The sequence below is a fragment of the Paenibacillus thermotolerans genome, from assembly GCF_028745515.1.
Lineage (GTDB): Bacteria > Bacillota > Bacilli > Paenibacillales > YIM-B00363 > Paenibacillus_AE > Paenibacillus_AE thermotolerans.
Genome location: NZ_JAQZSG010000006.1, coordinates 1 through 20954 on the forward strand (window position 1 = coordinate 1; position 20954 = coordinate 20954).

Genomic DNA, 20954 nt, shown 5'->3' on the forward strand with positions numbered 1-20954 from the left:
TGGTGTGAGAGGTCAGGGGCTAGCCGCCCCTATCTACTCGATTTTATTCGATTGGATTTGACCGGATGAACGGCCCATGTCAAGGCAATACTGAAAGGTATTAGGGCATACTCCGGCAACACATAACGGATGAAATAAGCGAGGAGGGAACCGCAGATGACGCTGAGTCTTGTGCTCATGCTGGTTCAAGTGTTTTTTGCCGTCGTAATCGGCTTGTATTTTTGGAATTTGCTCCGAAATCAACAAACGAATAAGGTGGCGGTCGACCGAGAATCGAAGAAGGAGATGGAGAAGCTGCGCAAGCTGCGCTCCATATCGTTGACGAAGCCGCTTGCAGAAAAAACGAGACCGACAACGATGAACGAAATCGTAGGGCAAAAGGAAGGCATTCGTGCGCTTAAAGCGGCCTTGTGCGGGCCGAATCCGCAGCATGTGATCGTCTACGGCCCTCCGGGCGTCGGCAAGACGGCGGCTGCGCGCGTCGTGCTTGAGGAGGCGAAGAAAAATGCGGATTCCCCGTTCCGGCAGGAAGCGAAATTCACGGAAATCGATGCGACGACCGCCCGGTTCGACGAGCGCGGCATCGCCGATCCGCTGATCGGCTCCGTCCATGACCCGATCTATCAGGGGGCGGGCGCCATGGGGGTCGCGGGCATTCCGCAGCCGAAGCCCGGCGCCGTAAGCAAAGCGCACGGCGGAATTTTGTTTATCGACGAAATCGGAGAGCTGCACCCGATCCAAATGAACAAGCTGCTGAAGGTTCTCGAGGACCGCAAAGTATTTCTTGAGAGCGCGTATTACAGCTCTGAAGACACGCACATCCCAAGCTATATTCATGATATTTTTCAGAACGGGCTTCCGGCGGACTTCCGCCTCGTAGGAGCTACTACACGGACGCCGCAGGAGCTTCCGCCCGCCCTTCGCTCCCGCTGTATGGAAATTTTTTTCCGTCCGCTGCTGCCGGATGAAATCGGGGAAATCGCGGCGAACGCCATGACGAAGGTCGGGATGGAGCCGAAGGAGGAAGCGGTGGAGGTCGTCAAAAAATATGCGACGAACGGCCGTGAAGCGGTCAATATCGTTCAGCTGGCCGCCGGCGTCGCCATGACGGAAAAGAGGAGCGAAATTAGCGCCGCCGACGTAGAATGGGTCGTGAGCAGCAGCCAAATGTCTCCGCGTCCCGAGAAAAAAATTCCGGCGGAGCCCGGAGTCGGCTTGGTCAACGGTCTGGCTGTATACGGCCCGAATATGGGCACGCTGCTGGAAATCGAGGTGACGTCGATTCCCGCAGAGCGGCCCGGCACCGGCAAGCTGACGATTACCGGCGTCGTCGACGAGGAAGAGCTCGGCGGCGGTTCGAAGACGCTGCGCCGCAAAAGCATGGCGCGCGGCTCGGTGGAGAACGTCTTGACGGTGCTCCGCAAATTCGGACTAACCCCGAACGATTACGATCTGCACGTCAACTTCCCGGGAGGCGTTCCGATCGACGGTCCGTCGGCCGGCGTGGCGATGGCGACGGCTGTAACTTCCTCGCTTTTGAACATTCCGGTGGACAACAAAATCGCGATGACCGGCGAAGTGAGCATCCACGGCAAAGTGAAGCCGGTGGGAGGCACGGTGACCAAGGTAGAGGCGGCGTTTCAGGCGGGAGCTACGACGGTGTATATCCCGAAAGAAAATTGGAACGCATTGTTCGCCGACCTGCAAGGCGGACTAAAGGTCGTGCCGGTGGATACGATCGACGAGCTGTTCCTCGAGCTGTTCGATATTCGCCGTTCGCTGCCTGCGGAAACGACGCCGGCGCTGACGGGGGAGACGCATCTGTCCAACGTATCGGTGCTGCATGCGGAAGCGAAGACCGACTGCTGATGCGAGCGGGCTCATTGGTGTTTTTCTGCCAATTTTGATAGAATGAAGTACGGTCAAAAAGACATCAAGCAAGAGTTCTCTGGAGGTGCCACAGGATGGGCTTAAACAAACCTAAAGGACGGCGCCTGCCGCTGCTGCCTTTACGGGGGCTCTTAGTGTATCCGAGCATGGTGCTCCATCTCGACGTGGGGCGAGAAAAATCGGTCAAAGCTTTGGAAAAAGCGATGGTTGAAGATAGCATGATCCTGCTCTGTACACAATCGGAGGTAAGTATCGAGGAACCGACCCAGGACGATATATTCCGAATCGGCACCATTTCGCGGGTGCGTCAAATGCTCAAGCTGCCGAACGGCACGATCCGGGTGCTGGTAGAGGGCGTGATGCGCGCCGAGGTAACGGAATACGTGCCGAATTCGGAGTATTATGAGGTCATGGTTCGAGAGCTGCCGGAGCGGGAAATGGACGATCCGGAAATTGACGCGCTGATGCGCACCGTTCTGAATCAATTCGAGCATTACATCAATTTGTCCAAAAAGGTAACCCCGGAGACGTTAACCGCGGTCGCCGACATCGACGAGCCCGGCCGTTTGGCGGACGTCATTTGCAGTCATCTTCCCTTAAAAATTAAGGATAAACAAGATATTCTCGAAACGATCGACGTACGCGCACGGCTCGAGAAGCTGCTGTCGTTTTTGAACAACGAACGGGAAGTGCTGGAGCTGGAGCGCAAGATCAGCCAGCGCGTCAAGAAGCAAATGGAAAAGACGCAGAAGGAGTATTACCTTCGCGAACAGATGAAGGCGATTCAGAAGGAGCTTGGCGATAAAGAAGGGCGTGCGGGCGAGGTTGACGAGCTCCGCTCGCAGCTGAAGGAAGCCAATGTTCCGGAGAAGGTCGCCGAGAAGATTGAGAAGGAAATCGAACGGCTCGAGAAAATGCCGGCCACCTCCGCGGAAGGCGGAGTCATCCGCACTTATGTCGATTGGTTATTGTCGCTGCCGTGGAACAAACAGACCGAAGACGATTTGGATTTGGCCAAGGCGGAGCAAATTTTGAACGCCGAGCATTTCGGACTCGAAAAGCCGAAGGAGCGGGTGCTGGAATATTTGGCGGTGCAGCAGCTGGTCAAAAAGCTCAAAGGCCCGATCCTTTGCTTCGCCGGTCCGCCGGGAGTCGGCAAAACGTCGCTCGCCAAATCGATCGCGAAATCGCTCGGTCGCGAGTTTGTGCGCGTGTCGCTCGGCGGCGTGCGCGATGAAGCGGAAATTCGCGGGCACCGCCGGACGTATGTCGGCGCGATGCCGGGCCGGATCGTCCAAGGCCTGAAGACGGCGGGTACGAACAATCCGGTATTCCTGCTTGACGAGATCGACAAGATGGCGATGGATTTCCGCGGCGACCCGGCGTCCGCGCTGCTTGAGGTGCTCGATCCCGAGCAAAACAACTCCTTCAGCGACCACTATATCGAGGTGCCCTTCGATTTATCGAAGGTGATGTTCGTGACGACGGCCAACGCGCTGCATAACATCCCGCGCCCGCTTTTGGACCGGATGGAAGTGCTGTATATACCCGGATATACGGAGATCGAGAAGCTGCATATCGCCGAGAATCACTTGGTTCCGAAGCAGAAAAAGGATCACGGTCTGGAGGACGGCAAGCTGACGATCGATTCGGACGCGACGCTGCGAGTCATCCGCGAGTATACGAGAGAGTCCGGCGTCCGCAATCTGGAGCAGCAGATCGCTTCGTTATGCCGGAAAGCAGCGAAGATGATCGTATCCGAACCTGAGACCGGCGTAACGATCGCGGCGGAAAACATTCCGGACTATTTGGGTCCGCCGAGATTCCGTTACGGGCTTGCGGAAGAAGAAGACCAAGTGGGCGTCGTATGCGGCCTGGCCTGGACAGAGGTCGGCGGAGACACGCTCCTCATCGAGGTGACGGTGCTTCCGGGCAGCGGCAAGCTTACGCTGACCGGAAAGCTCGGCGACGTCATGAAGGAATCGGCGCAAGCCGCCTTCAGCTACGCCCGTTCGCGCGCGAAGGAGCTGAACATTCCGCTCGATTTCCACGAGAAGAACGACATCCATATTCATATCCCCGAGGGCGCCATCCCGAAGGACGGACCGTCGGCGGGCATCACGATGGCGACGGCGCTTATATCCGCTTTGACGGAAAGACCGGTCCGCCGCGAGGTCGCCATGACCGGAGAAATTACTTTGCGCGGCCGCGTGCTTCCGATCGGGGGCCTCAAGGAAAAAGCGCTGGCGGCGCATCGCGCGGGGATCAAGAAAATTTTGTTTCCGGCCGACAACGAGAAGGATTTGAAGGAAATTCCGGACAGCGTGAAGGAAGACGTCACGTTCGTGCCGGTGCAGCATATGGATACGGTGCTGGAGCATGCGCTGACCTAAGCGCCGGAAGGGCGGTTCTTTACCGATGAAGATTACTTCGACAGAATTTGTCATTAGCGCGGTGAAGCCTGAACAATACCCTGACGACGCCTTGCCGGAGATCGCTCTGGCAGGGCGTTCCAATGTGGGGAAGTCATCGCTGATCAACCGATTGATCAACCGTAAAAATTTAGCCAGAACGAGCTCACAGCCGGGAAAGACGCAAACGCTCAATTATTACCGCATTAATCAAATGATGTATTTTGTCGATTTGCCGGGCTACGGCTTTGCCAAGGTTTCAAAGGAAACAAGGGCGCAATGGGGAAGGATGATCGAAAATTATTTGACGAAGCGCGAGGAGCTGCGGGCTGTCCTTCACCTCGTCGATCTGCGGCATCCGCCGACGGCCGACGACATATCGATGTACGAATGGCTGACGCATTACGAGCTCCCGGTATGCGTCATCGCTACGAAGGCGGATAAGATTCCCAAAGGGAAGCGCGCCGCTCATGCAAAGGTTATCAAACAAAATCTCGGCATGAGGCCCGGCGATCCGTTCGTCATGTTCTCTTCGGAGGAAGGGCTTGGGAAAGACGAGCTATGGAGCATTATTCAATCTTACATACAATAAGTAAACGGTAGCCGGCAGCGAGGCATGTCTTTGACGACAGCCTCGGCCGGTTTTTTTTGCGGACGGACGAATTTTTATGCAGAGGACATGCATTGTTGTAAACCGTTGCAGGGATTCGGAGCACTTGCGGCAGGAAAAGGAGGATACATGGTTTTTTTTCCTATCCCGCCGAAAAAATGCGAAAATATTTACGTTTTTGGCGAAAAACCAAGGTTTGGGCGTAGGCAGAGGGGCGGCGGTTTGTAGTATAATGATTGTGGGACCGAAACAAAGTGTTTCCTAACCTTACAGAATTGAGGGAGATTTTTTTATGGCTCAGCGGTTAGCGACCGAATACGTCAAAACCTGCCTAGTCTTAACGGAAGCCGAACTAATGCAATTCATTCAGATGTTTCAAATGCACGACTTAGCTTTCAAGGTGAAAGTTCTGGACAACGGCGATCAGGAAATTGCGGTGGAAGACGCAGCCGGTTCGGAGCTTGTTCTTACTTTCGCAAGGAAATCCGGACGGTATATCCTTGAAGGACCGTGCCGGTTTACAAGCGCGACGCTTGCGAACATTATGCGCAAAGCCGTCTCGGAATTCAAGGGCGATGCCGTCGTGAACCGGATTTACGAAGCTTATACGATCGAATATCAATACCGGAGCGGATCCGTCATTCGGATTACCGAGCGGAGCGGACGCGGAGAACGAATCATCTACGCCTACCAAGATACGATCGGACAGCTGAGAGAGCTGTTCGAAAGATCCGACGTAGAACATCAAATCGTGGCGATTAAACTAGGAATCGATGAGTGGCTCGACCGCCGGAACCGATGCAAAGACGCATCGGAGCTTGAGCGAATCGACGCCGAATTGAAGCGGTTAACCCGCCGGATGTTTGCGCTCGAGGCATGACATAACGAACGAAGCTTACGGAAGAAGTGCCGTCCTTTTTGGGCGGCACAATTTTTTTTTTGCGGAAGGCAGCCAAGCCGCATTTTCCATCGTTCGCGCATACGGTATGAATGGCGGAAAACAGGGAGAACCGAGGTTTTCGCGCCTTGACATCCGCCTGAATCAATCGCCTGCGGGTTGTTTGAAAAAAACAGTTGCATTTCCGGTCAAATGATGTTACTTTTAACATCGTTGAAAAAATTAATAGGAACCAGGATTCACTCAGGACTCGGATGATCGCGAGATTGATCCCCTAGAGAAGTGAATGACGTAGGTCCTAGCGGATGAAATTTGTTTCACACATTTTATTCCTAGGAAGGGGGAACCGAAGGGTGGAATATTCAACTTTCGGAAGACATGTCGCCGTTGATACTTGGGGCGTAGACTTTGACAAATTGAACAACGCCGAGTGGCTTCAATCCCAATTAGTCGAAGCAGCAGAAGTCAGCGGAGCAACAGTATTATCGGTTCAATCCAAGCAATTTGAGCCTCAAGGCGCTACGGTTTTGGTTCTCTTGTCCGAGAGCCATCTCTCGATTCACACGTATCCTGAGAAAGGCTTCGCCGCTATTGATTGCTACACCTGCGGTGAAACGGTTGACCCGCAGCTGGCGATCGATTATTTGGTGGATGTTTTGAAGCCTGAGACGACGCATGCGAAGAAATTGATCCGCGGCCTCGGCGAGCTTAAGGTAGTGGAAGCCGAGATGAAAACGGCGGTATCCGTTAAATAACGACAATGAGATTGGCCATGGAGCGGATTCGTTCCATGGTCATTTATTTTATTCCCGCTCATAGGATTGTACAAATCATTAATAGCGGGGGGAAACCTAAATCATGCGAAAGCTTCCGCGTACCGCGATCATTATTGCCGTGCTGATTTTCGGAATATGGACGTTCGGGCAGCTCCTCGGAACGCTGCGTCACAGCGATTCGCCTAAGGATGCGCGTCTATTGCTTTACGAGGCTTCGCTGTTTCAAACAGAACTGCTAAGCAGCTCCGCCGGAGAGAGCGGCAAGGCGCGAACGACGCAGGATTTGCAAGGGCTGAAACAAGCCGCCTTCTCTGCGGCGTACACGCACGAAAAGCTGGCGGAAGCCTGGGGCTCTGCGGTGCCTTCTCTTTCGTCGCCTTCGAAGGCGGTGGAGTGGATCGTACGCATGCAGATCGGCGGGGACAGGGCGCTGACGCAGGAGGAGCAAGAGATGCTTGTCAACGTCTCGCCTTATTTTCAGGAGCTTTACGACGCATATTCGCATATGGTGAACAAAGACGGGCGTATCGTAGGATCCTCCGTCGACAAGCTCAAGGAAGCGGACCGGCACATTGCCGAGCTGCTTTCCGAGCAATTTCGATAGCGTTATGCGGCGGTATAGGCAATCGCCTTTTCGCCAATAATACGAGACATACATAGGCGGAACGGTTCATGATTTCGTCAATTTTTGTCGGGCCTGACATTTGTCGATTTATGTTATAATGTCATTATGCTTTTTTTGAACGATTGATAGCGATTATAGAGGATATGACTTCTAGAAGGCGGTGAATTCGATGCACATTGTCGTCGTCGGTTTAAATTACAAGACGGCCCCGGTTGAAGTTCGGGAACGGTTTGCGTTTGCGCCGGAGAAGCTTCCGCAGGCGTTGAGGGAGCTGAAGGGCACGAAAAGCATACTCGAATGTGTTATCGTAGGCACCTGCAACCGGACGGAAATATATGCGGTAGTTGATCGAAGCAAATGGTGCGGTCAATATATCCGCGCTTTTATTGAAGCGTGGTTCGGGGTGCCGCGCGGGGAGTACTCGCCGTATTTGTACGTGCATGAAGACGATGCCGCGCTACGGCATCTTTTTAACGTTACTTGCGGTTTGGATTCGATGGTGCTGGGCGAAACGCAAATTTTAGGCCAGGTTCGCGACGCTTTCTTGCTTTCCCAAAGCGAACGGGCGACCGGCACGATCTTTAATTCGTTGTTCAAACAGGCAGTGACCGTTGCGAAGCGGGCGCACTCGGAGACGGCGATCGGCGAGAACGCCGTCTCCGTATCGTATGCTGCGGTCGAGCTCGGAAAGCGGATTTTCGGCTCCTTCGCCAAGAAGAAAGTGCTGATTTTAGGGGCGGGCAAGATGAGCGAGCTGACGGCGAAGCATTTGCACGCCGGAGGAGCGGTGAGCGTCAGCGTCGTCAATCGCACCCTCTCCCGCGCCGAGGAGCTGGCGTCGAAGTTCGGCGGCTCCGCACATTCGCTTGAACGGCTGCCGGAGCTGCTGGCGGATTCGGACGTCGTCATTTCGTCCACCGGCTCGGACGGGCTCGTGCTGACGAAAAGCGACGTCGAAGCGGCGATGCGGGCGCGCCCGTCCCGCCCGCTGTTTATGATCGACATCGCGGTTCCCCGCGATTTGGATCCTGCCATTCACGACGTGCAGAACGTGTATTTATACGATATCGACGATTTGGAAGGCATTGTCGAAGCGAATATGGAGCTTCGGAGACAGGAAGCGGCGAAAATCGAATCGCTTATTGACGAAGGCATTGCGGACTTCCATCAGTGGTATCGAACGCTCGGCGTAGGGCCGGTCATTCGCGCTCTTCAGGACAAAGCCTCCGCCATTCACGAGGAAACGCTGGCCGACATGCGCAAGAAGCTTCCGGATTTGACGGACAGGGAATGGAAGGTAATCAGCAAGCTGACGAAGAGCATGCTGAACCAGCTGACGCACGATCCGATTTTGCGGGTGAAGGAGCTGGCGCCGGGCCGCCGCGGCGATGAGGCGATCGAGCGGTTCGTCGAACTATTTGCGCTGGAGGAATCGATCGTCAAACAACGCCATAAAGAACGGGAGACGGAGCAGTCCAGAGCGGGGGCTGAGGAGAAGGCCGCGAGCGCGGCCGGGGGCCGAGGCTCATACTCTTTGGCATAAGCTCCTTATGAGGTGCCGCCGATGATAACGGAAAATTGGCTGTACGATGTGATCATTTATATATATGCCCTGAGCCTACTGTTTTACTTCTCCGACATCGTGTCCAAGAACGACGGAGCGAAGCGGATGGGCGCAGGGCTCCTTGTTTTTGTTTGGATATTGCAGACTCTATTCTTCTTTATTCGTATGTATGAGCATCGATATATTCCGGTGCTGACGATGTTCGAGGTGCTGTTTTTTTTCTCGTGGCTTCTGGTGACGGCGTCGCTTGTGGCCAGCCGGTTCATATCGATGGGCTTCGTCGTATTTTTTGTGAATGTGTTCGGCTTCACGATTTTGGTCATCAACCTGCTCTCGGACCCGGGAGGAGCGCCTTTATCCGAGTCGTCCGGCGAGCTGCTGATGCTGCATGTCGCGCTTGCTATTTTCAGCTATGCCGCCTTCTCGTTGTCCGCCGTGTTGTCGGGGTTATACTTGTTTCTGTACGGGCGGCTGAAAAGCAAGAAATGGTCGTTTGTCCTGAAACGCATTCCGAGCCTTGACAGTATGGAGCGGCAAAGCGCGCTTCTGGCGATGGCCGGCATACCGGTGCTCATCTTGTCTTTGTCGATCGGCTTTGTGTGGTCGATCATTACTTACGATTCGGTTTTTGCAGTATTTTCGGACTTTAAAGTATACGCCACAATGCTTGTGCTGGCTTCTTACGGATGGCTGCTGACGCTGAAGAAAAAATATAAAGCGCCGGGCAACCGTTTGGCCGTTTGGAATTTGGCATGCTTTGCGGTGCTTCTGGCCAACTTCGGATTGTCGAACTTTGTTTCGTCGTTTCATTACTGGTCCTCGCCGGGCACTTGATCGGAACAAACGGAAAAGGGGTGACGCTGCGATGAATAGGAACGGGCAAGCTCTATATCCGGTCATGCTGCTGCTCGGCGGCAAACGCTGCGTCGTCGTAGGCGGAGGCCGGGTCGGCTGGAGAAGGGCGGAAGGGCTGCTTGCGGCCGGGGCTTCGGTTGTCGTCATCGCACCGGAGGGGACGGCCGAGCTTGCGGCGGCGGCGGCGCAAGGGCTGCTCGAGTGGCATCGGCGCCCGTACCGAAGCGGCGATTTGGACGGGGCGCTGCTGGCGTTCGCCGCAGCCGAAGGCGACGCGGTGAACGCCGCGGTGGCCGAGGAGGCGCGCCGCTGCGGGGTGCTCCTATCGGCGGCAAACGACAGCGCGAGCTGCGACTTTTACGTTCCGTCCGTCGTACGGCGGGGAAGCTTGACGCTGTCCGTATCGACGGGAGGCGCAAGCCCGAAGCTGGCGAAACGGATCGCAAGCGAGCTGAAGGAAAGCTACGGTTCGGAATATGAAGCGTACACCGAGCTGCTCATGAGACTGCGGAAGCGGCTGCAGGTCGAGGTGCCGGATGCGAAGAAGCGTTACGCGCTATTGGAGCGGCTGCTGGACTTGGACTTGCCGGCAAAGCTGCGGGCGGGCGGTTCGGTGGAGGATGCGGAGAAAGATGCATGGGATGCGCTCATTTTGTGAATGAATGTACTACATATGTTACACTCGTAAAAAAACTAGAACGATAGGTTCGCGTCAGCGGACCGTAACACGAAAGCGGTGACGGGATTGTCGAAACGTACGTGGGTGGTAGGATCGAGACAAAGCGCTTTGGCGCTCACTCAGACGCAGCAGGTGATCGCGGATTTGAAAGCGATCGCCGAGAGGCATGGGCTCGATTACGATTTTGCGGTCAAAAAAATAGTCACGAAAGGCGACCGGATTTTAGATGTCACGTTGTCCAAGGTCGGAGGCAAAGGGCTGTTCGTAAAAGAAATCGAGCAAGCGATGTTCGATAAGGAAATCGACCTTGCCGTTCACAGCATGAAGGACATGCCGGCCGAGCTGCCCGAAGGCTTGATTATCGGCTGTGTGCCGAAGCGGGAAGATCCGCGGGACGCGTTGATTACGAGAGGCGGCTTGCCCCTTGCGCAGCTTCCTCAAGGCGCCGTGGTCGGGACAAGCAGTCTGCGGCGAAGCAGCCAGCTGCAGTATGCCCGCCCGGACTTTGTCGTCGAGTCGCTGCGCGGCAATATCGACTCCCGGCTGAAGAAGCTGGAGGACGGGAGGTACGACGCCATCCTGCTCGCGGCAGCCGGGCTTCACCGGATGGGCTGGGAGCATAAAATTACCGAGTACATGCCGGCCGACGTATGCGTCCCCGCGGTCGGGCAAGGGGCGCTTGCGATCGAGTGCCGCGAAGATGACGCCGAGCTGCGGGACTTCCTGCGCTTGTACAACGATGAGCGGACCGCGGCGGCCGTGGCGGCGGAGCGGTCGTTCCTCGGCACGCTGAACGGCGGCTGCCAGGTGCCGATCGGCGCGCATGCGAGCATCGGCACGGACGGCGGCGGAGCGGAGGCCATTACGCTGACCGGCATCGTCGGACGACCCGACGGCTCGGTGCTGCTTAAGGAAACGATGCAAGGCACGGATCCCGAGGAGCTCGGAAGACGGCTCGGGGACAAGCTGCTCGGCATGGGTGCGGAGGAGATTCTTGCCGAGGCGAGGAGCGAATCGGTGTGAACGACGGGGAGCGTAAAGGAAAAGTATATTTGGTCGGGGCCGGTCCGGGCGATCCGAAGCTGATCACCGTGAGAGGTCTGGAGGCCGTAAAAAAAGCGGATGTGATCGTGTACGACCGGCTGGCGAGCCCGAAGCTGCTGCTTCATATGAAGCCGGGAGCGGAGAAGGTGTTTGTCGGCAAGCTGCCGGACAAGCACATGATGAAGCAGGAGGACATTAACCGCCTGCTCGTTCGTCTGGCCGAAGAAGGGAAGACGGTGGCCCGGCTGAAGGGCGGCGATCCGTCCGTCTTCGGGCGCGTCGGCGAGGAAGCGGAGACGCTGGCGGCCGCCGGCATCGAATTCGAAATTATTCCGGGCATTACGTCGTCGATCGCCGTTCCCGCCTATGCGGGCATTCCCGTAACGCATCGGGATTTCACATCTTCTTTCTCGATCGTGACCGGACACGAATATCCGAACAAAACGTACAATCGGGTCGATTGGGATCATTTGGCCAAGGCGTCGGGAACGTTGATCTTTCTCATGGGCGTCGCGAATATCGGCAACATTACGGCGGAGCTCATATCCGGCGGAATGAAACAAAGCACGCCCGTCGCATTGATCCGCTGGGGAACGTGGATGGAGCAGGAGACGTTGACCGGGAGCTTAAGCGACATTGCGGACAAAGTGAAAAGCAGCGGCTTTTCTTCGCCTGCAGTCATTATCGTCGGCGACGTCGTGAAGCTTCGGGATAAAATATCGTGGTTTGAAAAAAGGCCGCTCTTCGGCCGAAGAATATTGGTGACCCGCGCAAGAGCGCAAGCGAGCGAGCTGGTCGACAAAATCGACGAGCTGGGCGGAGATGCGGTCGAATGTCCCGTCATTCGGACGCAAGCGGTCGGCGGTCCCGAGGCCGCGGCGGCGCTGGATCGGGCTTTGGAGCAAATCGATCAATACGACCGGGTGTTGTTTACGAGCGTGAACGGGGTCGAGTTTTTTTTTCAAGCGTGCTTGGAGCGGGGCATCGACATCAGGCGGCTGCACAAGGCGAAAATCGGCGCGGTCGGTCCGAAGACGGACGAAGCGCTGCGCTTGCGAGGCTTGATCGGCGAGCCGCTGCCCGAAATTTTCCAAGGCGACGTATGGGCGGCGAGCTTGGCGCACGAGCTTGCTCCCGGCGAGAAGGTGCTGCTTCCTAGAGGTAATCTCGCCAAGGAGGACGTGCCTTCCATTCTGAGAGCGGCCGGTGCGGACGTTACCGAGGCGGTTTGTTACGAGACGCTTCCATCCGACGATGGGGTGGAGGAAGCGCTGGAGCTGCTGCGGGAAGGGCGGATTCACGCCGTCACGTTCACGAGCTCGTCGACCGTGCGGAATTTGCTGGAGGCGCTCGAGAAGCACGGCGGCGGCAACCCGGCCGTACTTCTGGAGAACGTTCCCGTGTTTTGCATTGGCCCGGTGACCGAGAAGACGGCCCGGCAGATGGGACTGCGCGTTACGGCCGTCGCCAGGGAAGCGAGCATCGCTTCGCTGATCGAAGAACTGATTCGTCATTTATCAAGGGAGGAATAGAACGATGAGTTTTCCTGCGGTTCGAAATAGAAGATTGCGCGGTTCAAGCGCGATTCGCGCGTTAGTAAGAGAAACAAGAGTTTCGGCCGATCAATTGATTTATCCGTTGTTCGTCACGACCGGGGAGAACGTGAAGCACGAAATTCCGTCGATGCCGGGCGTATATCATTTGTCTCTGGATTTGTTGGAGGATGAAATCAAGGAGCTGAAGCAGCTGGGCATCCGCGCGATTCTGTTGTTCGGCGTGCCGGATCATAAGGATGAGGTTGCTTCCTCCGCCTATGACGACAACGGCATCGTGCAGCAAGCGATCCGGCGCATTAAAGAGCTCGATAACGAGCTGCTGGTCGTCGCGGACACGTGCGTCTGCCAATATACGAGTCACGGGCATTGCGGCATCGTCGAGCACCACCCGCATACGAAGCGCGCCGAAGTGCTCAACGATCCTTCGCTCGAGCTGCACGTCAAAACTGCCGTTTCCCAGGCGATGGCGGGAGCGGACGTCATCGCTCCGTCGAACATGATGGACGGCTTCGTAACGGCGATCCGCAGCGGCTTGGACGCGGCAGGCCTCGAGCACGTGCCGATTATGTCCTACTCGGTGAAATACGCCTCCGCCTATTACGGCCCGTTCCGCGATGCCGCGCATTCCGCCCCGCAATTCGGCGACCGGAAGACGTATCAGATGGATCCGGCGAACGTGCGCGAGGCGATGCGGGAGGCGGAGGCCGACGTGATGGAGGGCGCCGACTTCCTGATGGTCAAGCCGGCTCTGGCGTATTTGGACGTCGTCCGCGCGCTGCGCGAGCAATTCGAGCTTCCGCTCGTCGCGTACAATACGAGCGCCGAATACGCGATGGTGAAAGCTGCGGCGATGAACGGCTGGATCAACGAGCGCGACATCGTCTTGGAGACGCTGACGGGAATGGTTCGCGCGGGCGCGGACATCATTATTACGTATCACGCCAAGGACGCCGCCAAGTGGCTGCGCGGAGACTGACATCAATTTGTCGAACATTCGCCTGCTTTGTCGGTTGTTGCAGGGCGATCGTTTAGGGCATAATGGGTGGTAACCGTTGCTTGAAACGCTTGATTATTACGTTCGGCACTACTTTATCGGATAGACGGGAGAAGCCATGAGTTATAACGATTTGTTTTTGAGAGCGTGCCGCAGGGAGCCGGTAGAACGGGTTCCGGTATGGTACATGCGCCAAGCGGGTCGGTACGACCCGGATTACCGCAAAATCAAAGAAAAATATTCGCTACTTGAAATATGCTCGCAGCCCGAGCTGGCGGCGGAAGTGACGCTGATGCCGGTCAAGAAGCTGGGCGTCGACGCGGCGATTTTGTATTCGGACATTATGAATCCCGTCGCCTCGATCGGCATCGACTTCGACATCGTCAAAAACATCGGGCCGGTCATCCACAATCCGGTTCGCACCCGCGCCGACGTGGAACGGCTGAAGCCGATCGACGTCGAGGGCGATTTGCCGCATATTTTGGAGACGATCCGCATTTTGGATAAAGAGCTCGACGTGCCGCTCATTACGTTCGCCGGGGCGCCGTTTACGATTGCCAGCTACTTGATCGAAGGAAAGCCGTCCAAGAGCTACATTTTGACCAAGACGATGATGTATTCGGAGCCCGAAGTATGGCATTCGCTCATGAATAAGCTTGGCGACATGGTCATCGCGTACATTAAGGCTCAGTTCGCAAGCGGAAGCAAAGCCGTGCAGCTGTTCGACAGCTGGGTAGGGGCGCTTTCGCCGCGGGATTACGCCGCGTACGTGCTGCCTACGATCGAACGCATCTTCGCGGCGCTGTCGGATTACGATCAGCCGAAAATTTACTTCCCGGGGGTCGCCTCCGGCGAACTGCTTCCTCTGCTCCAGGGCGTTAAAGCCGACGTCATCGGCCTCGATTGGAGAGTTTCGATCAATGAAGGCAGAAGGCGGCTCGGCGGCGCGTTCGCCGTACAGGGAAATCTCGATCCGTACATTTTGACCGCTCCGATGGATGTTGTGAAGGAGCAGGCGGCCGCGATCATCGATCAAGGCATATCCGAGAACGGCTATATTTTCAATCTGGGCCACGGACTGTTTCCGGAAGCTTCGCTCGATAAGCTGAAGGAGCTTACGGATTTTGCGCACCGGCATTCGGAGATGAAGTTGTCGGGCAAAAGCGCGATAGCAAGCGAAAGGGTGTCGGGAGCATGAGCAATAAAGCAAACGCAATCGGCGTACTCGTCATGTCGTACGGAACGCCCGAAAGCCTCGACCAGATCGAAGCGTATTACACCCATATCCGGCGGGGGAAGCCGCCTGCGCCGGAGCAGCTTACGGATTTGCAAAACCGCTACGAGTCGATCGTAGGCGGTTTCTTTCCGCTTCGGCGAAATACGGACAATCAAGTATCCGCTCTGCAGGATACGCTGAACCGGCTTTATCCGGATACGCAATTCATTTGTTATCAGGGGCTGAAGCATGCGAGCCCGTTCATCGAGGACGGGGTGAGCCGCATGGCAGCGGACGGCATTCGTCAGGCGATCGGCGTCGTGCTGGCCCCGCATTATTCCGTTATGAGCGTCGGCGGCTACATCAAGCGGGCGCAAGCTGCGGCAGAAGAAGCCGGCGTTAAGATGGCGTTCGTAGAAAGCTATCATCTGCACCCGAAGCTGATCGAAGCTTTATCCGTACGCGTGAAGCGGGCTTTGAACCGGTTTACCGAGGTCGATCCGGAAGAGGTGCGGGTGCTGTTTACGGCGCACAGTTTGCCGGAGCGGATATTGCAGATGAACGATCCGTATCCGCGCCAGCTGCTCGAAACCGCGAAGGCGACGGCGGAAAGCGCCGGCGTCGCCGATTGGCAATTTGCTTGGCAGAGCGCCGGCCGTACGGGGGAAGCTTGGCTCGGGCCCGACATTCTGGAGGAGCTGGAGCGGATTCATTCGGACGAAGGGGTCGATTATGCGCTGATCAGCCCGATCGGCTTCGTATCCGATCACCTGGAGGTGCTGTACGATTTGGACATCGAAGCCCAGTCGATCGCAAGAAAGCTGGGCATGCATCTCGAGCGTACCGAAATGTTGAATACCGAACCGTTATATATGGAGACGCTGGCGGAAGTCATTCAAGCGGGTGTGCCCGCGCTTCAAGGGGTGCGGCACGAATGACGGAGGAGCAAGCGAAGAGACGGTCCGTCGTCGTGATCGGCGGCGGCATTACGGGACTGAGCGCGGCATACTACGCTGCAAAGGGGCTGAAGGAAGCCGGCTGCGAGGCGGAGGTTACACTGCTTGAAAGCTCCGCGCGGCTCGGCGGCAAGGTGAAGACGCTTCGGCGGGACGGGTTCGTCATCGAACGCGGACCCGATTCGTTCCTAGCCCGCAAGCCGGCGACGCTTGAGCTGACGCGCGATTTGGGGATCGAGGGCGAGCTCGTCCGTCAAGGCCCGAGAGCCAAAAAAACGTATATTTTGCACAACGGGAAGCTACACCGCATCCCTCCAGGATTCGTCCTTGGCGTTCCGACGCAGTGGCAGCCGTTCGTCGCGACCGGATTGATTTCGCTTCCGGGGAAGCTGAGAGCGGCTCTCGATTTGGTTCTCCCCGGAGCGAAAAAGACCGAAGACGAAACGCTCGGAGGCTTTCTGACCCGCCGTCTGGGACGGGAGGTCGTCGAGCGGGTGGCGGAGCCGCTGCTGTCCGGCATTTACGGCGGCGACGCGGACAATCTCAGCCTGCTGGCCACGTTCCCGCAGTTCCGCGCTATTGAGAATAAATACGGGAGCTTGATCGCCGGCATGAGCCGCGGCGCGGGCGCGACCCGCAGCGGTCCGTCCGCGGAGGGGCTCATTCCGGAGCACCTTAAAGGCAGCGCCTTCCTTAGCTACCGCAAAGGGCTGACGACGCTGATCGAGGCGCTTACGGCGGCGCTGGACGAGCTGCATGTGAACGTGCGGACGGAAACCGCGGTGCATGAAATCCGGCACGCGGACGGACGCAACGAGGTCGTGCTGGCGGACGGATCGCCGATAGCGGCCGATGCGGTCGTTGTGACGACGCCGGCGCCGGTTACGGCGAAAATGCTTCCCGAGCTTAGCGAAGCGCAGCCGTTTAAGGAGATGCAATACGCGTCCGTTGCGAACATCGTGCTTGTATATAAGAGGGACGGGCTTGAGAACGATTTGGACGGATCGGGCTTTCTGGTGCCGAACGTCGAGGGGCGCTTCATAACGGCGTGCACGTGGACATCGTCGAAATGGCCGCATACGGCGCCGGAGGAGTACGCCATCATACGCTGCTATGTCGGACGGGCGCATGACAGGCGCTGGCTCGAACTGAGCGAGGAAGAGGTCATTGCGGGCGTGAAACGGGATATCGCGGAGCTGACCGGCATACGTGCCGAGCCGGAATTCGTCGACATGAACCGGTTGACCGGGTCGATGCCTCAATATCGCGTGGGGCATGTAGAGCGGGTTCGTGCGTTACGGGAGGCATTGCGCGCAAAAATGCCCGGCGTATACGCTGCGGGAGCGTCGTACGACGGGCTGGGGCTGCCGGATTGCATTCATCAGGCGAAGGAAGCCGTGAAGTCGGCGCTTGAGCGGATTACCGGAGCTTCGACAGGTCGAGCGTAAAATCCATAGGCGTCGCTTTAATAATTTGGCGCTCCTCGAAATCGCGGATGACCTGCATGAGCACGTTTTTCGTTACGCCGGCCATCCGCGAAAGCTCGTCGTAATTGAGCGCCAGCTTAATATAGATCGTGTTTCCGCTTCGGATGCCGTTCTTGTTGGCAAGCGTAATTAAATTTTTGATGACGCGGGTTCTGGCGTCGAGGAACGTCAAATCGTACACGTGCTGGTTCGTGTCGCGCAGCCGCGTGCAGAGCTCCTGCATAATCGCTAGCGAAATATCGAAGTGAGTTTGAAGCAGCTTGAGAAAATCGTTTCCGCTGATGGTGAGGAAGGTGCTGTCCTCCAGCGTTTGGGCTGAGGCGGAACGCGGCTTGCCGTCAATAAGCGCGAGCTCGCCGAAGCTGTCGCCGGCCTTAAAGGTGGACAGTATTTTCTCTTCGCCTGCGGCGTTGGAAGTATATATTTTGACCGACCCCGTCAAGACGATATAAAAGACGTTGCCGATTTCATTTTGTTGAAACAGCACGGTGCCGGCTCTAAAACCTTTGCGGGTCGTAATTTCTGAAATTTTAACGATTTGGTCTTCGTTCAAGCCTTGAAAAAGAGACACCTTCTGCAAAAATTGCTGCATCAAAACGGACCGACCTCGTTTCCTAGAGTTCTTTTCCATTTTACCATATAGAGTAAACGGAAGGATAGGTGCAAACCCATGAGCGGTGAACACACCAGAACGAATTTGAAATCAAAGGAAGCATTCGAAAAAGCGAAGCGCATCATTCCGGGCGGCGTAAACTCACCCGTGCGCGCATTCAAATCGGTGGGCGGAACGCCGTTCTTCGTCGACCGCGGCCAAGGCTCCCGCATTTACGATATCGACGGGAACGGCTATATAGACTATGTCGGCTCTTGGGGCCCGCTCATTGTGGGGCACGCCCATCCCGAGGTGCTGCAAGCGATATCCGAAGCCGCGGCGAAGGGAACGAGCTTCGGCGCGCCGACCGAGCTGGAAACGGAGATGGCGGAGCTTGTGTGCGAAAGAATGCCGTCGGTCGAGGTTGTCCGGATGGTAAACTCCGGCACGGAAGCGACGATGAGCGCTTTGCGGCTCGCGCGCGGTTTTACGAACCGTCCCAAAATCGTGAAATTCGAGGGCTCGTATCACGGGCATGCCGACGCCCTGCTCATTAAAGCCGGCTCGGGGGTCGCCACGCTCGGACTGCCGGACAGTCCGGGCGTGCTCCCGGGTCTAGCCGAGCATACGATTACCGTGCCGTTTAACGACCCGGAGGCGCTGCGGCTGACCTTCGAGCGTTGGGGAGAGCAGATCGCCGCCGTCATTATCGAGCCGATCGGAGGCAATATGGGCGTCGTTCCGCCGCTGCCGGGATATTTGCAGTCGGTGCGCGACATGACGAAGCAGTACGGCGCGTTGCTCATTTTCGACGAGGTGATGACCGGCTTCAGAGTCCACATCAACAGCGCACAGGGCTTGTACGGCATTACGCCGGATTTGACCTGCATGGGCAAGGTGATCGGCGGCGGACTGCCGGTAGGCGCTTACGGAGGCCGCAGAGACATTATGGAGATGATCGCGCCGGCCGGTCCGATCTATCAAGCGGGCACGCTGTCGGGCAATCCGCTCGCCATGGCGGCCGGCCTCGCGACGCTGCGCTTGCTGGGCAAGCCGGGCGTCTATGAGGAGCTGGAGAGAAAATCGTCGCGTCTGGAAGAAGGCTTCACGCAAAATGCGAAGGAGCTCGGCATTCCTTGTACGATCAACCGGGTCGGCTCGATGATTTGCCCTTTCTTTACCGACGTACCGGTCATCGATTATGCATCCGCGAAAACATCGGACATCGGCAGGTTCAGCCGGGTGTTCGACCGTCTGCTGGATCGCGGTGTCAGTATCGCACCGTCCCAGTTCGAGGGTCTGTTCGTTTCGACGGCTCATTCCGACGAAGACATCGAGCATACGATTCGGGCCCACTACGAGGCGCTTAAGCTCGAACTCAAATAAAGAAGAATGAACTTCATCGTCCTCCCTTTCGCATTTTGCATGCATGCGGTCGGCGCTTGACCCATATACATGAAAATGAGCCATTTATGCGAAGGGAGGATTTTGCCGTGGCCCAACAAACGTCCGGACTGCGTTTTGATATTTACGAAAGAGTGTATTTGCCGGAGGACGGGGCCGGAATGAGAGAATTGACAAGCATTGAGCTTACGCCCGAAATTACAGTGGAATATGAAGGCGATCAAGCGGTGCTGAAGGGTCACTTGTTCTTGTCCGGCTCTTATACAAGCGCGGAGGATCCGGGGGTGGAGGGGCAGCTGACTCACCGGATTCCGGTTGAGATCACACTGCCGTCGTACCGGATCCGAAGCGTGGAAGACATCAATGTGGAGATCGAAAATTTCGACATCGATCTGCTTTCCGCCAGATGCTTGAATGTAACGGGCGTGCTCTCGCTGCACGGAATCGAGGTTGCGACCTATTCGGCAGCCGATTGGAACGAGAAGGAAGAGGTCGTGTTTACGCACCGCGCCGAAGAGGAGGCGCCTGCGCCGTCCACGCCTTGGGCGGCCGCAGCGCAAGCTGCAGAAGCCGCGGAAGCGATCGTCTTTGAAGCGGGGCCGAACGCCGAACAGACGGATCGTACGGAGAAAACGAAGGCGCAAGCCGCTAAAGAAGCGGTCGAACCGGCGAACGAGCCCGAATTCGTGCCTGCGAACGAGGTGTTCGAGCCGTCCTTGTTCGAGAACGAACCGTTGGAGGAAGCCGCGGAGGAGTACGAGCCGGCTCCTGCGGCGGAGGAAAAGAAGGAAATCAAAATCGCGTTTGCCGGAAAAACCGAGGAACCGTTAAATTCCGAGCCGCTTGGCCCTCTAAACGCTTTCATTTCCTCTCCCGCACCCGAAGCCGTACGAAGCGACGCGCCCGCGGACACTGCTGCGGAAGCGCCGCAGGCCGAGCAAAGAAGCGAATCGGAAAACCGGGACCGGCTCGAGTGGAAGAAGCTGTTCCTTAACAAGACCGGCGACGCTCCCCAATTCCGGCGCGTAAAAATGGTTATCGCTCAAAAAGAGGATACCATTGAAGCGATCGCGGAGCGTTATAAGAAAAACGCGAGGGAATTGATGCTGCACAACCGGCTGAACGATCAGTACCTGCAGGAAGGCCAAGTGGTTTATATTCCGTAATGTTTATTCACGAAAGAAGAGAGGCTCGCGCGCCTCTCTTCTTTTTGTCCGTTCAATAATAGTTAAACAGAAATCCGAGAAAGATCATAAAGAACACAAACAGGATGAACACATCAAGCGGGTTTGGCAAAATGAGCGTTCGGACAAATTGAATGCAGATTAAGGGAAACATCATCGTCTTGATGCCGTACCGAACTTTCCACCACCACCTGGGCATGCCGTTCACCCCCC

At 56.6% G+C, this 20954-nt stretch carries 19 protein-coding genes; 17 read left to right on the forward strand and 2 right to left on the reverse strand.

All coding sequences use genetic code 11. The features are described from left to right. The first annotated feature begins 156 nt into the window (after positions 1–156). From lonB to hemG, 15 genes are all read left to right on the forward strand, one after another. Positions 157–1869, forward strand: a complete 1713-nt coding sequence (gene lonB, locus PT964_RS06820; RefSeq protein ID WP_274362593.1) for an ATP-dependent protease LonB — start codon at positions 157–159, stop codon at positions 1867–1869. A 95-nt stretch (positions 1870–1964) separates the two neighbouring features. Further along, complete coding sequence (gene lon / locus PT964_RS06825; RefSeq protein ID WP_274362594.1) at positions 1965–4283, forward strand: endopeptidase La; 2319 nt, start codon at positions 1965–1967, stop codon at positions 4281–4283. 25 nt (positions 4284–4308) lie between these two features. Beyond that, the gene (gene yihA, locus PT964_RS06830; RefSeq protein WP_274362595.1) at positions 4309–4893 is read left to right on the forward strand and encodes a ribosome biogenesis GTP-binding protein YihA/YsxC; all 585 of its coding nucleotides are present in this window, start codon (positions 4309–4311) and stop codon (positions 4891–4893) included. Between the two features lie 310 nt (positions 4894–5203). Next, positions 5204–5791 (forward strand): non-ribosomal peptide synthetase module, encoded by a 588-nt coding sequence (locus tag PT964_RS06835; protein WP_274362596.1) that lies wholly within the window; start codon positions 5204–5206, stop codon positions 5789–5791. Between the two features lie 371 nt (positions 5792–6162). After that, positions 6163–6564, forward strand: coding sequence for an adenosylmethionine decarboxylase (speD, locus tag PT964_RS06840; protein WP_274362597.1), 402 nt, complete (start codon positions 6163–6165; stop codon positions 6562–6564). A 103-nt stretch (positions 6565–6667) separates the two neighbouring features. Next, positions 6668–7189, forward strand: a complete 522-nt coding sequence (locus tag PT964_RS06845; RefSeq protein ID WP_274362598.1) for an S-adenosylmethionine decarboxylase — start codon at positions 6668–6670, stop codon at positions 7187–7189. 190 nt (positions 7190–7379) lie between these two features. Next, on the forward strand, positions 7380–8753 hold the full coding sequence (gene hemA / locus PT964_RS06850) for a glutamyl-tRNA reductase (RefSeq protein ID WP_274362599.1): 1374 nt from the start codon (positions 7380–7382) through the stop codon (positions 8751–8753). A 21-nt stretch (positions 8754–8774) separates the two neighbouring features. Next, the gene (locus tag PT964_RS06855) at positions 8775–9608 is read left to right on the forward strand and encodes a cytochrome C assembly family protein (protein ID WP_274362600.1); all 834 of its coding nucleotides are present in this window, start codon (positions 8775–8777) and stop codon (positions 9606–9608) included. A gap of 31 nt (positions 9609–9639) precedes the next feature. After that, positions 9640–10287 (forward strand): precorrin-2 dehydrogenase/sirohydrochlorin ferrochelatase family protein, encoded by a 648-nt coding sequence (locus tag PT964_RS06860; protein ID WP_274362601.1) that lies wholly within the window; start codon positions 9640–9642, stop codon positions 10285–10287. An 87-nt stretch (positions 10288–10374) separates the two neighbouring features. Beyond that, the gene (gene hemC, locus PT964_RS06865) at positions 10375–11331 is read left to right on the forward strand and encodes a hydroxymethylbilane synthase (protein WP_274362602.1); all 957 of its coding nucleotides are present in this window, start codon (positions 10375–10377) and stop codon (positions 11329–11331) included. After that, on the forward strand, positions 11328–12884 hold the full coding sequence (gene cobA / locus PT964_RS06870) for a uroporphyrinogen-III C-methyltransferase (protein ID WP_274362603.1): 1557 nt from the start codon (positions 11328–11330) through the stop codon (positions 12882–12884). The genes hemC and cobA overlap by 4 nt, the downstream gene beginning before the upstream one ends. Positions 12885–12888: 4 nt before the next feature. Then, on the forward strand, positions 12889–13884 hold the full coding sequence (gene hemB, locus PT964_RS06875; protein WP_274362604.1) for a porphobilinogen synthase: 996 nt from the start codon (positions 12889–12891) through the stop codon (positions 13882–13884). 136 nt (positions 13885–14020) lie between these two features. Continuing rightward, positions 14021–15100 (forward strand): uroporphyrinogen decarboxylase, encoded by a 1080-nt coding sequence (gene hemE / locus PT964_RS06880; protein ID WP_274362605.1) that lies wholly within the window; start codon positions 14021–14023, stop codon positions 15098–15100. Beyond that, positions 15097–16056, forward strand: a complete 960-nt coding sequence (hemH, locus tag PT964_RS06885) for a ferrochelatase (protein ID WP_274362606.1) — start codon at positions 15097–15099, stop codon at positions 16054–16056. Before hemE ends, hemH begins: the two co-directional genes overlap by 4 nt. Further along, positions 16053–17522, forward strand: coding sequence for a protoporphyrinogen oxidase (gene hemG / locus PT964_RS06890; RefSeq protein ID WP_274362607.1), 1470 nt, complete (start codon positions 16053–16055; stop codon positions 17520–17522). The genes hemH and hemG overlap by 4 nt, the downstream gene beginning before the upstream one ends. Here the strand turns inward: hemG and PT964_RS06895 are convergent. Continuing rightward, positions 17494–18153 carry a Crp/Fnr family transcriptional regulator gene (locus tag PT964_RS06895; protein WP_274362777.1) on the reverse strand — a complete coding sequence of 220 codons (660 nt, stop codon included), beginning with the start codon at positions 18151–18153 and terminating at the stop codon, positions 17494–17496. The genes hemG and PT964_RS06895 overlap by 29 nt on opposite strands. A gap of 78 nt (positions 18154–18231) precedes the next feature. Between PT964_RS06895 and hemL the strand changes: the two genes are divergently transcribed. Next, complete coding sequence (hemL, locus tag PT964_RS06900; protein WP_274362608.1) at positions 18232–19539, forward strand: glutamate-1-semialdehyde 2,1-aminomutase; 1308 nt, start codon at positions 18232–18234, stop codon at positions 19537–19539. A 107-nt stretch (positions 19540–19646) separates the two neighbouring features. Further along, a complete protein-coding gene (locus PT964_RS06905) occupies positions 19647–20723 on the forward strand; it encodes a LysM peptidoglycan-binding domain-containing protein (protein ID WP_274362609.1) in 1077 nt (358 codons plus the stop codon). Positions 20724–20775: 52 nt separating this feature from the next. On the opposite strand, the gene PT964_RS06910 is transcribed toward PT964_RS06905, so the two are convergent. Further along, the gene (locus tag PT964_RS06910; protein WP_274362610.1) at positions 20776–20940 is read right to left on the reverse strand and encodes a hypothetical protein; all 165 of its coding nucleotides are present in this window, start codon (positions 20938–20940) and stop codon (positions 20776–20778) included. Positions 20941–20954: the final 14 nt, after the last annotated feature.